Origin of the sequence: Pseudalkalibacillus hwajinpoensis, from assembly GCF_015234585.1 — a bacterium.
Classification (GTDB): domain Bacteria; phylum Bacillota; class Bacilli; order Bacillales; family Guptibacillaceae; genus Guptibacillus; species Guptibacillus hwajinpoensis_B.
Genome location: NZ_JADFCM010000008.1, coordinates 1,646,634 through 1,661,059 on the forward strand (window position 1 = coordinate 1,646,634; position 14,426 = coordinate 1,661,059).

A 14,426-nucleotide genomic window follows, 5' to 3' on the forward strand; every position below is an offset into this window, starting at 1 on the left:
TTAATAGGCATTGTCCTTTTTAGCTTATTTCACTATTTTCTCCTCTGATTAGCTACGCCTTATCCTGGAATTAACTGACGATTAATGGACCAATCAAACTGATCTGTCTTTAACCATTTTGTAAGAGCTTCGATATCCTCGGAGAAAACACGATCTTCCTTGATGGAAGGGACAACTAATCGACCTTCTTCATAAAGCTTCTGAGCTGATATAGAAGCTAACGAGATTCCGCGAATTTCTAATGCTTGCATCCCGCAAATCATTTCAATGCCGACTACCTTTTGGGCATTCAATATAATTTGATAAGCATGACGAGCCCCTATTGTCCCCATACTTACGTGGTCTTCCTGATTTGCTGAAGATGGAATGCTATCAACACTTGCTGGGTGTGCTAACGTTTTATTTTCTGATACAAGAGAAGCAGCCGCATATTGCATGATCATGGCGCCAGACTGCAAACCAGGGTCCGGACTTAGAAATGCTGGGAGATCATTTAGCTGAGGATTAACGAGTCTCTCCACTCGTCGTTCCGAAATATTAGCCATTTCGGCTACAGCTATTTTTAAGAAGTCCATCGCAATTGCAATGGGCTGACCGTGAAAATTCCCTCCGGACACAACCGTTTGTCCATCCTCTAAGATGAGTGGATTATCTGTTGCGGCATTCATTTCGATTTCAAGTTTTTCTTTAATATACGCTAAACTTTGTCTAGAAGCTCCATGTACTTGCGGGATACAGCGCAGCGAGTAAGCATCCTGTACTCGTTTCTCTCCTTGATGTGTCACGAGTTTGCTATCGTTCGTGAGCGTTCGTATTCGCTCTGCAACTTCCATTTGTTCTGGATAACCACGCGCTTCATGTATCGCTGGATGGAAGGCATCTACTATACCTTCAAGCGCTTCAAACGTCATTGCTCCAATCCAATCACACTGATTTATTAAGCGCTCTGCTTCAATATAGTTAATGACTCCCATCGCCGTCATCGCCTGTGTACCGTTAATTAGTGCAAGCCCCTCTTTTGCCTTTAAGGTAAGAGCAGGAAAAGAGAGATCATCATACACACTTTTTGTAGGAACGATGCTGCCCTTATAGTGCACTTTTCCTTCCCCTACCAGAACTAGCGCAAGGTGAGATAGGGGTGCTAGATCCCCGGAAGCACCAAGAGAACCTTGACTTGGTATAACTGGAATGATATTTTCATTCGCAAGATGGCAAAGGCGCTCCACAATACAAGGACGCACGCCAGAATATCCTTTGAGTAAAGCGTTCAATCTTAGTACAACCATTGCTTTACTCACTGATTCTGGGAAGTATTCACCTATCCCGCACGCATGAGAACGAATGAGATGGAGCTGAAGTGTATCAACATCTTTATCCTGTATACGAACATCGCTAAATTTACCAAAGCCTGTATTGATCCCATATACAGTCTTTCCACTAGCAACAATCCTTTCTACAGCCTCTCTGCTCCGCTTCACTTTATTCATGCTGACTGGATCAATCGTTATCTGTTCTCCATCATAAATAAGTTGTTTCATTTCGATTAATGTTAAATTAGATCCGTTTAATTGAATCATGTCGATCCCCTTCTTTCAGTAATTTGATCGCCATAAAAAAAAGAGACGACAATGGAACAGACTGTTCCATTGCCGCCTCCTCATCGCTAATGACTTTAGGCAGCTTTTAACCTATATGATTTATACCTAGTCCAAACGTTTCATGTTCAAGACCTTTCACCGGAGCACCAATTGTTCCATAGAAAGCTACCGCTAGCCACTCACCTTCGTCATAATGCTCATAAGGGGAGCCGCGTACTATTGCAAAACGCAAGCCTAAAGTCCTCATCATGTCACCTGCTCCAATTTGACCCCGCATGACCCCTTCTAATGCCTCTAAGATGGCATGATACAACGCATGCGTTTCTCGATAGAGGTCTTCCGAAATAATATTATTCCTTTTTGCGGATGTTTCGACAGCTGATATTACTTTTTGCATGCTCATAGATCCCGACTTTCCCTGACAGTAATCAACATCTTTTAGCTGAGCTAAAAATGGTTCTAACTCTTCAGGAGTTAAAGAAGCCACAAGCATCGCTAATTTTCCAATCAAAATTTTTTGTGCCAATACTCTCACCTGTCTATCATTCTACTATTCACTAATATCTCACTTAATTGTAAGCGCTACCAACACGTGCGGTCAAGATGATTTAGTATGGATCATATTCCTTATCTTCTGCAAACGCCTGTTAAAAATGAGAGCATCGTATGAACGGCGCTTTTCACCCCCATCTCCCCTACATCTTTTCTAGGATCAAGGCACACAATGTCCATTGCTTTTACTTTCGAATGCTCACCAGCTAACTGAACAGCCTCAAACAGCTCTTCCGTACTCATACCACCAGGCGTTGCTGCTGGTGCTGCCGGGTTATAAGCGATATCAAGGACGTCCATATCAACCGTTAAATAAATCGTATCAACCACTTTTTCTAATTGAGCTAAGGCATCCGTCACAATGTGGCGAATCCCGTTTTTTCTTACCTTCTTCATCGTAGTGTAGTGAACGCCGTGTTGATCAGCATAATTCTTCAACTCGTTACTATTAAAAAAACCATGCAATCCGATCGTATGAACATGCTTTCCTTCAACTGTGTGACTTTCTACTAATTGACGAATCGGCGTTCCATTTGCTGGACCGATATGTGCTAAATCACGTAAATCAAAGTGCGTATCCAATTGTAAAATGCCAATCGTTTCGTTGTTATGAACTTGCTTCCAGCCTTTAATTAACATAGCAGTAATCGAATGATCCCCACCCATCATTAACGGTATAGTATGTGGATGGTGTTCTCTCATGGCTACCATCGCTTGCTGAATTTGCTGGTGTGTGTACCTGATATCCGTCACATGCTGCTTGACATCTCCGAGGTCTATTGCTTTTAAACGAGCTAGATCAACCTCTTCGTCAAGGTTATAAGTGCCAAATGCTCGCCAAGCTCTTCGCATGGCATCAGGATTTTCACTAGCAGCAGACGTACTAATAGACGATTTAGATAAAGGTACCCCGAGAATGGTAACGTCATATTCCTCCCAGTGTGGTTTCATCTCCCCTATTGTCTCAATCCATTCATGGACTTTTAGATCAACTCGTTTATCTGTTTGCTTAGACCAAATCATACTAGGGCGATTTAACATTGGGTATGGATAATCGTTCATTGCAGGTGGCCTCCTACTACGAGTGGCACTCCCCCTTTAATGACGGTATCGACATGATTCATTCCATATTGATAGGAGAGAGTTAGATAATTCGGAACATCAAATATTGTGAAATCTGCTTTTTTTCCAGACTCAAGACTTCCAGCCACATCTGCACAACCAATTGCATGGGCTGCATTGATTGTAGTCGCAGTCAACACTTCTTCAGGTGTCAATCCCATTTTCAAACAGCCTAAGTTCATAATAAATGGGAGAGAAAGTGTGGGAGATGACCCTGGATTCGCATCAGTAGATAACGCAATGGCTATTCCTGCATCAATCATTTTTCTCCCCTCTGCAAAATCAGCCATTAAGAAAAATGCTGTTCCTGGAAGTAATACGCCAATAACTCCAGCGTCTGTCATGTCCTTTATCCCCTGATCCGATGCTCTGAGAAGGTGATCTGCTGAAATGGCCCCAACGGATGCAGCTAGTTCCGCTCCGCCATAAGGTTCAATTTCATCTGCATGAATTTTGGGAGTTAGTCCATGAGCTTTACCTGCTTCAAGAATTCGCTTTGATTGATCCGGTGTGAAGACACCCCGTTCACAAAAAACATCATTAAAAGTAGCCAACTTCCGCTTTGCTATTTCAGGGATCATTTCAGTGATCACTTTCGAGACGAATTTTTCAGGATCGCTTTTCTCTGATAAAGGAACAGCATGAGCACCCATAAAGGTTGAAACGATATCTATAGGGTGCGACTCATTTAATAGTTTAGCTACCTCTAATTGCTTTATTTCATGATCTAGCGTTAGCCCGTAACCACTTTTGGCCTCAAGTGTTGTCACACCGTGTAACAAAAATTTGTTCAAGCGTTTTTTAGACTGTTCGAAAAGTTCTTCATGACTCGCTTCTTGGGTCGCGCGAGTTGTTGCATGAATCCCCCCGCCTGCTTCCATGATTTCCATATACGTCTTCCCTTGTAATCGCATCGAATATTCATTTTCTCTCGTCCCTGCATGAACTAAATGCGTATGAGGGTCTATCAGCCCTGGAGTTACCACTTTCCCTGTTGCATCGATGATCTCTGACGCATGAATAGAATCTTGATACTTATTAACTATGTCTGCGCTTGGTCCTACTTCAATAATAATTCCATTTTCCATATAAACCGCACCATCTTCAATCATTCCAATTTGCGACATTTCATCTTTTCTAGCAGGATGATTGGAATAACCTTCCATCGTGATTAGCTGGGCCGCATTCTTTATTAATAGTCGCTTTGTCATTACCATCCACCTCCTATTTCTTTCGTAGCATCGGGACTTGAATACCTTTCTCTTCTGCTGTTTTCCTTGCTAGTTCATACCCCGCGTCAACGTGTCGAATGACACCCATACCAGGATCAGTTGTTAATACACGTTCAAGACGTTTTTCCGCTTCTTTTGTGCCATCTGCTACAATGACCATCCCTGCATGGAGAGAATATCCCATTCCAACACCGCCACCGTGGTGAACGCTGACCCAGCTTGCTCCACCTACACTATTAATCATGGCATTCAAAATGGGCCAGTCGGCTACAGCATCGCTTCCATCTTTCATGGCTTCTGTTTCTCGATTTGGTGAAGCTACAGATCCAGAGTCAAGATGATCACGTCCAATCACTATTGGTGCACTCAATTCTCCGCTCGCTACCATATCATTTATAATTTTTCCGAATTTAGCTCGTTCCCCATAGCCGAGCCAACAAATACGTGAGGGTAGTCCCTGGAAACTAATTTTCTTCCTTGCCATTCGAATCCAATTGCACAAATGTTCATTATGACTAAACTCTTTTAAAATCACTTCATCTGTTTTATAAATATCTTCTGGATTTCCCGACAAAGCTACCCAGCGAAATGGACCCTTTCCTTCACAAAATTGCGGGCGAATATAAGCCGGTACAAAACCTGGAAAATCGAATGCATTTTGAATCCCTTCGTCTTTTGCCACTTGACGAATGTTATTTCCATAATCAAAGGTGATGGCTCCGAGTTTTTGCATTTCAAGCATAGCTTGAACGTGTGTAGCGATACTTTTCTTTGCCAACTTGTTATATTGGACTGGATTTTCTATCCTTAATTTATTCGCTTCTATTAGATCTAATTTCACTGGAATATATCCATTAAGGGGATCGTGTGCCGAAGTCTGATCTGTTAGAATATCTGGAATAAAATCCATTTCGATCATTTTAGGTAACATCTCTGCTGCATTACCAAGTAAACCAATCGAAAGCGCTTCTCCTTTGTCACTTGCATTCTTCGCCATTTCAATCGCTTTAGCAAGACTATTAGTAGAAGTATCAAGATAGTTTGTTTCAATTCTCCGCTCCATTCGCTTTGGATCCATTTCTATCGCAATACAAACGCCACCATTAAGAGTTACAGCTAGCGGTTGAGCAGCCCCCATCCCGCCTAAGCCAGCTGTTAGGGTAATCGTATTCTTTAAAGTTCCATTGAAATGCTGTTTGGCGCATTCACCAAACGTCTCATATGTCCCCTGTACAATTCCCTGACTTCCAATGTAGATCCAGCTGCCAGCCGTCATCTGGCCATACATCATTAACCCTTTTCGATCAAGCTCATGAAAGTGCTCCCAATTGGCCCATGCCGGAACTAAATTAGAGTTAGCAATCAATACCTTCGGAGCATCTTTATGAGTTCTGAAAACAGCAACCGGCTTTCCAGACTGTATTAACAACGTTTCATCATTTTCCAACTCTTTTAACGAATTCACGATCGCCTCATAACACTCCCAGTTACGTGCCGCTTTTCCTATCCCTCCATATACAACAAGTTCATCTGGATTTTCTGCCACATCAGGATGTAGATTATTACTAAGCATCCGTAAAGCTGCCTCCTGAACCCAGCCTTTTGTATGAAGCTCTGTGCCTCTATACTGCGTCACTCTTTTTGATTTGATATCCGACATAATCCCCATCCTTTCGAAATGCGTTCATATTGAAATCGTAGCATGACAATCACTATGGAAATAGATGACCAATTTTCGAATAATAGTACATTATTTATAAAAAACGATATCAGTTTAAGCTGCTATCAAAACGAATAGTAATTATTTTATAAAGAGTAATTAAGCTATTTCCATCACATGATTAAAAGTAAGCCGAGTCGGGTAAGTTTCATGAATGTAGGGAACCATCTGTTTATGAACGTCTATGAAAATAGAAAAAGCGATATTTTATATCGGTTTTATTAGTATTCTGTTATCGAAGAAATTCCGTGTTATGTATGACGTAATAATGGGAAGAGTATAGGTGGTTGCTTTATTAAAGTTTAGAATCAAAAAGGAGTGGAGAACATGAATAACAGTCAATTTGACAAAATCAAGAACGGAAAAGGATTTATCGCAGCGTTAGACCAAAGTGGTGGTAGTACTCCTAAGGCGCTCGCAGAATATGGCGTTCCTGAAGATTCCTACTCTAACGAAGATGAAATGTTTGACCGAGTACATCAAATGCGTACAAGAATTATTACTTCACCCGCTTTTAGTGGAGATCAAATTCTAGGTGCTATCTTATTCGAACAAACAATGGATCGCGAAATCGAAGGAAAGTATACAGCAGACTTTCTTGCAGACAAAGGGATCGTTCCTTTCCTAAAAGTGGATAAAGGACTAGCAGATCAAGAGAATGGCGTACAGCTTATGAAACCAATTCATGATTTAGATGAAACGCTAGGTCGTGCATCTGAGCGAAAGATTTTCGGGACTAAAATGCGCTCTGTCATCCATGAGCCTAATCCAAGTGGCATTAAAGCAGTCGTAGATCAGCAGTTTGAAATCGCCAAACGAATTTTAGCGACTGATATTATGCCAATTATTGAACCAGAAGTTAATATTCATAGTGAAAACAAAGAGAAATCTGAAGAGATTTTGCGCGATGAAATTATGAAGCAACTCAATGATTTATCTGAAGATCAAAATGTCATGCTAAAGCTTTCAATTCCAACGCGAGCAAATGCTTACAAAGAATTGATTGAACATCCACGCGTTCTTCGCGTTGTAGCACTTTCAGGCGGCTATTCTCGTGATGAAGCCAATGAAAAACTGAAAGAAAATGATGGTCTGATTGCAAGCTTTTCGAGAGCATTAGCAGCTGATTTAAATGCGAATCAGTCTGATGCAGAATTTAATGAAGCGTTGCAAAATGCGGTGGATTCCATTTATGATGCATCAGTTAATAAAAAATAATCACAAGAAGATATAGTAGTGTATTTCTTTTATCAATATGAAACGGGTGCGAATACGAGAATGTATTCGCACCCGTTTTTTATGTGGAGAATTTCTTAAATTCAGGTTCATTCGACTGAAACCGTCGATACTCTCCTGGAGTTTGCCCTGCGACTTCTTTAAAAACTCGACTAAAATAGTTCGGGCTCTTAAATCCTGATTCACGCGCAATGAATTGAATAGTTTCTTGTGTAGTAATGAGCAACTCTTTTGCTTTTTGAATACGGGTATACGTTAATATTTCACGAAACGACCGCCCATATTTTTGTGTTAATGTATGGCTTAGGTAAGCTGGATTGCGAAGGACATGATTAGCTACTTCTTCTAATGATAGATTAGGATCATTGGAATGTTCATCAATGTAAGCGAGCGTTTCCTCAATGATATTTCTTTTTAAAGGCGGGTTATCGGCTAATTGATGAAGAAGTTGTGTGATGAATAATATTAAGTCCTGTACAATTCGGTAGAGAACAGAACTATATAATATCGATTCAAACACTTCTTTATACAAAGTTTCATTACGGACATCCGTCAGCCCTTTTCGAACCATAAATCTTCGAATTTGAGCAAGAATGCTTGTTAAACGTGTTCGAAGCAATCCTGGCTCTGGATATGGAGGTTCCATTCCATAAAATTGCTCATACATCCACTTTTTCATTTCATCTATTCGAAATTCATCTAGCATGAAAACCCACTTCCGCTGTTCTGTAATCGTCAAAAATGGATCTATCTCCTCCCAGGCTTCATCTTGATCAGCACGAAGAATTTGTTGATAACCAGTGAAGAACACCATTTCCATAACTTTTTTTAACTTCATATAAATTTGGTGTAGTGACAGATCTGACTTCCCAAGATGCACGGCTATTACGAGGGGCGATTCATTCAACTGCTCCCACTCCCGTAAGAAGCGCTGTGCCTGACTATTTGAATCTGGAATGGTACTCTCAAACACAACAACGATTCGGTCACTCGTTGAAAAGAGAAGTGGTTTGTCATAAAAATCAAATTGATCAATAAACTGACGCAAATCCTCAAGATAATCGCTCTTCTCTAACTTCATTAAATATACTGGAAAGTGATAGTTTACTTGATCATCAATAAACAATGATTTATACCAAACTCTTTCATATGCCTCTTCTCCTGACAGTTTCCTATTTCCCGCTTTAGCATTACGAAAAGCTTTTTGCAGAGAAGTTTTCACCTCTAGAGGAGAAAGCGGTTTCACAATTAAGTCTATTGCACCGATTTCAATTGCTTCTTTTGCCCGTTCAAACGTTGGTTCTGCCGTCATCGCAATAACTTCACCTGCATACCGGTTAATAAAAGTTTTCATAAGACCCCACTTCCCCCGGGGAATCATATCTAATTCAATGAAAAACACGTCTGGTAATTCCCTTTCTAACATAGTCATCACTTCTGTTAGATGGTTCGCAGTTATGAATAAGGAAATAGGAAAGGAATACTTTGAAATCAACCATTCTAATCCGCTCAGTTCTTGTGAATCACGGTCTGAAATTAATAGTTTGTACATAGACCTTTCTCACCTACTTTTTACTTACCATTTCGTTTAATCAACCTTACATCATCAGCGGATCATCACTTGTTAAAAAATTCACTTATTTCAACTTTCTTTATCATTCATTTTGTCAAAATAATGCACATATCACAATGTTTTTTCATCATTCATATAAACTCTTTTATGACAAAACAAAAAAGGACATGCTAGTCACTTAGCAATCCTCCTTATCCCCCATTATAAGTCTAAGACTTCTTCATTCACCTTTACCAAGTACAGCAGTGACACCCCATACTTTGTCGTATGCTCCGTAGCCATTTAACCCAATATCGAGGTCATGGAAATAGCGATGTAGCATTTGCACATCCTTTTGACTTGCATTCTCAACGTAACGAAGCGCGATGGATTTGATCTCCTGAAGGTCTCTTTCAAGATCCTTCTCCTCATTGTTTGCATAAAAATTTATATAAGAAACGATTTCAATAGCTTTATCGGTTTGATCATTTGTATTCAAATTTGTTATTTCTCCAAATCCTGTTGTCTGATTGTAATAGGCATGATTCGCTGCAATAAATGCATTCACGTTTTCGAAATCTGTCTTTTCAGGAAGAAGAGAGGCAATATCCTTCATTTCTTCCTTCGAATAAACTTGTCTATCCTCCAAAACCGGCGATACAAGTTCCTTACTTGAAGTTTGCACATTTTCGTTTATGGAAAATAGGGCATAAATGGTAAGGGCCAAGCTACCTAGTGTAGCTAGACCAAGTATGATGAATCTTAGTCTGGTATTCATCACGACATAGCCTCCCTTATTATTATGAAACTGATCTTTAACGCAACAAAAGCGATATCTCATAAGCTAATCGATATCGCTTTTGGCTATACGGTATGAGTGGAATGGTTCATCTTATTGATCTCCTAAAGTAACGGTGACACCAAAGGTATCTTCGTGGTCGTAGTTGTTCAGCGCTTTATCAAGATCATGAAAATACCTATGAATTTCTCGAACCTCTGACGTCGTAATCTCTATACTAGCAAGAGCCTTAATCGCCATTAAGTCCTTCTTAAGATCGTCATGATCTACACCAATTTCTAAAAACACATTAATATAAGCTACAGCAGCATCCGCTTGAACTTGTTGGGCTTCTATGTCCATCGGACGATCAATCATGCCATAGCCTGTTGTTCGATTGTAAAAAGCATGAAAATCTCCGACAAACTCTTCCACTTGTTTATATTCCGCCGGGAATGATGCAGCAGATACCACTTGATCATTCGCTTTCACCTTTGTACCATTCACTTCGGTGTGCAGTGAGAAAATATAAATATAGAGAGCCGCGAATGTAGCAGCGACGAGGAGACTGAGTATGGAAAACATCACCTTAACCTGATCCATTTCATCTTCCCCCATTCGGATTTCTCTCTACTCTATTACAATTCCTTATTTCGCAAATCCGAATATATTTTTAATTTTCGTAACGCCCCATTTAGGATCATGTGATCTACTTTCATCACGGAAGCGATCCTGCACCACCGCCATCAGTCTTTCTTCTCGAGCTGACATATGATCTTCAGCGATCTTTCTTTCTTTTGTCACTTCAAATTGATAAAACTCACGCTCATCGACTGAAATATCAGCAAGGTTATCGATTTTTTTACCGATAGAATTGAGTTCCATTTGATTAATGGTGGCATGAGCATCTGATGCAGTCGCGATTTCTTCATGAACAATTTCATGAACCTGATGGACAATATCCTTCTCCAACCGTTTAACCGTTTCATCGATTTTCAATAGTTTCTTCACTTCATCAGATTCAACAAAGGAGACAATTTTTGAGAGAGATGATTGAATATCAGTCTGATCAGCAGGATTGTTAATCGGTTCAGGAGTATTTTCAATTCCTTTTCCTTGTTGATCCAATGCATTAATAATGACCTCATCTTCGGCATGGCTTTCTTTCATATTTTTAATTAATTGAAGCACTTCAATATCACCAATTGTATACGTCCGAGCGTTATTTTCATCACGTGGTATAGTTAAAAACGGAGCAAATTGCTCTTCCCATAATTTCAATGTATGACGAGACACGTTCAACATGGAAGCCACCCTGGAAATCATCAAAGTATTATTCATCTTCATCATTCCTCCCCGTTGATTTTATAATGAGTTATTCCATACCTCTACACCAGTTTTCCTGCCAGATGACAAAGGTTCTTATCAACAGACATAGACTCTCAAATATAGCGTTAATCTACCAAAGCCTCCCCGTTTGATGTAATGTTTTGAAACGGTTTAACAGCATTTCACGAATCATGCCATCGTTTTTTCATTCAGAGAAAGATATCGACATTTTGTGGTTCACAGATAGTTACTTAATTTCGTTGTATATGATGTAGCAGAAATGACTAATAATTTTTATACAAAATAAAGACGACACTTAACTCCGTAGTGGATTAGTAGGTGTCGTCTTTCATAAACATTAGGTTGATTTTATACTTATGTAAAAATGATGATGGTACTAGGAAACCCTTAGTGCACATTTTAGGCAGAATTCTGAAGAATATCTTTTATCTCATTCAAGTGTCCAATTAATGATATTGCTGGAACAAGAACGTATAGGAACCCTTGGAACAGAACTCTCTTCAATGATTTTTTTCTAAGGAGATCGAATCCTCCCCAGAATATCGCCACCATGATAGGGATGAAGAAGAAGAGGTATTGAGTCTACTGTTGATTGACCAGATCCTTAAGGAGTTCAACCTTCCATCCTCATAGAGTAAATCAATCTATATATCATAGGCACTGTTAATGTATATTGTGGATATTTATAGAAAAAACAGAACCTCTATAAAACGGAAGTTCTGTTTGGTTTTCTTATTTAACTAATTCCCCTGTTAGCTTAGTTACTTTTTATTTCCCTTTAGTATTACACTGTCGACACTTTTTTCTCTTTCCAATGGATTACAATAAGGCTTGCAGAAAAAATTAACAATAACAACATAAAAACTGAGGAGATTAGTGATACAATTCCTTCTTGATTACTAATGCCACTAAAGAGTGCGAACAAAAAGTAAGGCATTAAAAATACGCTTATTACAAATATAAGAAGCTCAACTTTCACTATTCATACCTCCATTACAAATTTTCACTTTTAATTGCATTAAATCTACGGATGGCAAAGTAAATTGTTTTACTAAACTGCCTAAATTTATAACACCAATTATTTCAAATAAATACCCATAACTCAATCTTTAATATTAGTTAAAAGGAGCCTAACTTCTTAAAGATAATCGTAGAAGAAGAGGTAAAGGAACATTTGATTGTAACTTTTTCAAATTGTTAAATTGGAACGCCATTGTAAATCGAAGTTCTTTTCTACTTTCCAGGCATTGAAGAAGTCATTCCACTCCCCTTCAAGTATATAAAAACCCTCTGAAAACATTCAGAGGGTTAAATCAATTATTTTACACCTTTCATCAATTTCTGAATCTTAGGTGACAGTAGGAATAGTGCAATACTCAATATGATTGCCATACCTCCGATTGCCCCGAAGTACAGCGTTTCTGTTTCTGGTGTATAGAAACGAACAAGTTGTGCATTCAATGCTTGTGCGGCAGCAGAAGCTAAGAACCATAGACTCATAGTTTGAGCAGAGAAAGCTTCTGGAGCTAATTTAGTTGTGGCAGAAAGACCTACAGGTGATAAGCATAGCTCACCAAGTACAACGATAAAATAGCTAAGCACGAGCCATAATGGACTTACTAGTGAATCTTCTCCTCCCAAATATACAGGCAGTAGTATCACTAAAAATGATAAACCGGCAAACAATAGACCAAATGAAAACTTCTTCGGAATCGACGGTTGACGATTGCCAAGTTTCACCCACATCCAAGCAAATACTGGAGCTAATAGAATGATAAATAAAGGGTTTAACGATTGGAACCACGCTGGGGATATACTGATTCCCATGAATTCCAGTTCAGTTCGCTTATCTGCGTAAACCGCAAGGATGGTTGAACCCTGTTCTTGAATTGCCCAGAACATAACAGCTGCAATAAATAATGGAATATAAGCGATGACTCTGGAACGTTCAGTTTGCGTTGTTTTCGGACTATAGTACATCACGATAAAGTAAATGGTTGGAACGACGATTCCGAAGATACCTACTAAATTAATAAATACGTTTAATGTAAATAAGCCCGCAGGAATCGTAATACCTAAAACGATAGTAAGACCAACAAAAACTAAACCTACGATTAATCCATATTTCTTTTTCTCAGATGGGGCAAGCGGGTTTGGAACATAAGTACCAGCAAGACCAAGATTCTTCTTCTTTGTAATCATAAATACAACAAGACCTACGAACATACCGACGGCTGCAACCGCAAATCCCCAATGGAATCCTTTTGTTTCCATAAGTTTACCAACGATTAGCGGAGCAATGAATGCACCAAGGTTGATACCCATATAGAAAATACTGAATGCTGCATCGCGGCGCGTATCACTTTCACTGTACATCTCTCCAACCACAGTTGAAACATTCGGTTTTAATAGTCCTGTTCCCACAACGATCAATACCATGGAAACAAAGAACATAGCTAAACTTCCTGGAAATGATAATGCAATATGACCAAACATGATGAATATTCCACCGTAGAAAACGGCTTTCGAAGTTCCGAATATCCTATCTGCCAACCAGCCTCCGATTACTCCGGACATATATACAAGTGAACCATAAATCGACATGATTGCTAAAGCTGTGTTTTGCTCTAGACCCAAACCGCCTTCTGAAACCTCATAGTACATGTAGAATACAAGGATGGCACGCATTCCGTAATAAGAAAAGCGCTCCCAAAATTCCGTGAAGAATAAAGTGAATAATCCCTTCGGGTGTCCAAAGAAACCTTTTTGAGGGACGCTATCCACAATTTTCTGTTTATTCATTGATGACATGTTACTACCTCCCTTATTCCTTTACTATAATATTTTAATATTTTAATAAAGTCAAAAAAAGTTTGAAATCCTTTAATATAAACAAAAACATTTTTTATATTTCAAATATTAAGTTATTTTAAGATAATTAAAAACTTATTAAGGTACTGTAATAAATATGAAAATGAAAATAAGCCCGCCATCCAATTTGAACGGCAGACTTATTTTCATTTTCATGACTTTATTATGTTTAAAAACACATGATAACATTTCAATCTCCGGATCTAGGTTTGTCACGTTAACATTTGACTTGTTTGAAATTTTTTAGGGATGGTGCAGTAACTTTCTCTCCAAATACCTTTGCTTTATCATTATGTGAATGAATTAACGCTGTTTTTCATGATTGCTCATCGAGCGATACAAGTATGAGTATGTGGATATGTGACTGCTAAACTAAAGTAGACAGTTTTCGCTATATAAGATGAAACACTTATTT

At 39.0% G+C, this 14,426-nt stretch carries 11 protein-coding genes; 1 reads left to right on the forward strand and 10 read right to left on the reverse strand.

Features of this window, described 5'->3' with window-relative positions; genetic code table 11:
- Positions 1-59: 59 nt before the first annotated feature.
- The 5 genes from hutH to hutU all read right to left on the reverse strand — a co-directional run bounded on the left by hutH (position 60) and on the right by hutU (position 6,164).
- Positions 60-1,577: a histidine ammonia-lyase gene (hutH, locus tag IQ283_RS20045; RefSeq protein WP_194221827.1), complete on the reverse strand. Its 1,518-nt coding sequence runs from the start codon at positions 1,575-1,577 to the stop codon at positions 60-62.
- Positions 1,578-1,683: 106 nt separating this feature from the next.
- Complete coding sequence (gene hutP, locus IQ283_RS20050) at positions 1,684-2,124, reverse strand: hut operon transcriptional regulator HutP (protein ID WP_194221828.1); 441 nt, start codon at positions 2,122-2,124, stop codon at positions 1,684-1,686.
- Positions 2,125-2,225: 101 nt separating this feature from the next.
- Positions 2,226-3,212 carry an agmatinase family protein gene (locus IQ283_RS20055; protein WP_194221829.1) on the reverse strand — a complete coding sequence of 329 codons (987 nt, stop codon included), beginning with the start codon at positions 3,210-3,212 and terminating at the stop codon, positions 2,226-2,228.
- Complete coding sequence (gene hutI, locus IQ283_RS20060) at positions 3,209-4,483, reverse strand: imidazolonepropionase (RefSeq protein ID WP_194221830.1); 1,275 nt, start codon at positions 4,481-4,483, stop codon at positions 3,209-3,211. The genes IQ283_RS20055 and hutI overlap by 4 nt, the downstream gene beginning before the upstream one ends.
- A 13-nt stretch (positions 4,484-4,496) precedes the next feature.
- Entirely contained in the window at positions 4,497-6,164 is a 1,668-nt protein-coding gene (gene hutU, locus IQ283_RS20065; RefSeq protein ID WP_194221831.1) for a urocanate hydratase, read from the reverse strand.
- Positions 6,165-6,551: 387 nt separating this feature from the next.
- Here hutU and IQ283_RS20070 point away from each other — a divergent pair, with 387 nt between their 5' ends.
- Positions 6,552-7,442, forward strand: coding sequence for a fructose bisphosphate aldolase (locus IQ283_RS20070; RefSeq protein ID WP_194221832.1), 891 nt, complete (start codon positions 6,552-6,554; stop codon positions 7,440-7,442).
- Between the two features lie 79 nt (positions 7,443-7,521).
- On the opposite strand, the gene IQ283_RS20075 is transcribed toward IQ283_RS20070, so the two are convergent.
- The 5 genes from IQ283_RS20075 to IQ283_RS20095 form a co-directional block, all read right to left on the reverse strand.
- On the reverse strand, positions 7,522-9,012 hold the full coding sequence (locus tag IQ283_RS20075; protein ID WP_194221833.1) for a helix-turn-helix domain-containing protein: 1,491 nt from the start codon (positions 9,010-9,012) through the stop codon (positions 7,522-7,524).
- A 241-nt stretch (positions 9,013-9,253) separates the two neighbouring features.
- The gene (locus tag IQ283_RS20080) at positions 9,254-9,790 is read right to left on the reverse strand and encodes a hypothetical protein (protein WP_194221834.1); all 537 of its coding nucleotides are present in this window, start codon (positions 9,788-9,790) and stop codon (positions 9,254-9,256) included.
- Positions 9,791-9,904: 114 nt separating this feature from the next.
- On the reverse strand, positions 9,905-10,393 hold the full coding sequence (locus IQ283_RS20085) for a hypothetical protein (RefSeq protein ID WP_194221835.1): 489 nt from the start codon (positions 10,391-10,393) through the stop codon (positions 9,905-9,907).
- Positions 10,394-10,438: 45 nt separating this feature from the next.
- The gene (locus tag IQ283_RS20090; RefSeq protein WP_194221836.1) at positions 10,439-11,131 is read right to left on the reverse strand and encodes a MerR family transcriptional regulator; all 693 of its coding nucleotides are present in this window, start codon (positions 11,129-11,131) and stop codon (positions 10,439-10,441) included.
- A gap of 1,326 nt (positions 11,132-12,457) precedes the next feature.
- The gene (locus IQ283_RS20095; RefSeq protein WP_194221837.1) at positions 12,458-13,951 is read right to left on the reverse strand and encodes a peptide MFS transporter; all 1,494 of its coding nucleotides are present in this window, start codon (positions 13,949-13,951) and stop codon (positions 12,458-12,460) included.
- Positions 13,952-14,426: the final 475 nt, after the last annotated feature.

Excerpts from the sequence above, each read along its gene's own strand:
- hutH (WP_194221827.1), bottom strand. The coding sequence starts at position 1,577 with ATGATTCAATTAAACGGATCTAATTTAACATTAATCGAAATGAAACAA.
- IQ283_RS20055 (WP_194221829.1), bottom strand. The coding sequence starts at position 3,212 with ATGAACGATTATCCATACCCAATGTTAAATCGCCCTAGTATGATTTGG.
- hutI (WP_194221830.1), bottom strand. The coding sequence starts at position 4,483 with ATGACAAAGCGACTATTAATAAAGAATGCGGCCCAGCTAATCACGATG.
- hutU (WP_194221831.1), bottom strand. The coding sequence starts at position 6,164 with ATGTCGGATATCAAATCAAAAAGAGTGACGCAGTATAGAGGCACAGAG.
- IQ283_RS20070 (WP_194221832.1), top strand. The coding sequence starts at position 6,552 with ATGAATAACAGTCAATTTGACAAAATCAAGAACGGAAAAGGATTTATC.
- IQ283_RS20075 (WP_194221833.1), bottom strand. The coding sequence starts at position 9,012 with ATGTACAAACTATTAATTTCAGACCGTGATTCACAAGAACTGAGCGGA.
- IQ283_RS20080 (WP_194221834.1), bottom strand. The coding sequence starts at position 9,790 with ATGAATACCAGACTAAGATTCATCATACTTGGTCTAGCTACACTAGGT.
- IQ283_RS20085 (WP_194221835.1), bottom strand. The coding sequence starts at position 10,393 with ATGGATCAGGTTAAGGTGATGTTTTCCATACTCAGTCTCCTCGTCGCT.
- IQ283_RS20090 (WP_194221836.1), bottom strand. The coding sequence starts at position 11,131 with ATGAATAATACTTTGATGATTTCCAGGGTGGCTTCCATGTTGAACGTG.
- IQ283_RS20095 (WP_194221837.1), bottom strand. The coding sequence starts at position 13,951 with ATGTCATCAATGAATAAACAGAAAATTGTGGATAGCGTCCCTCAAAAA.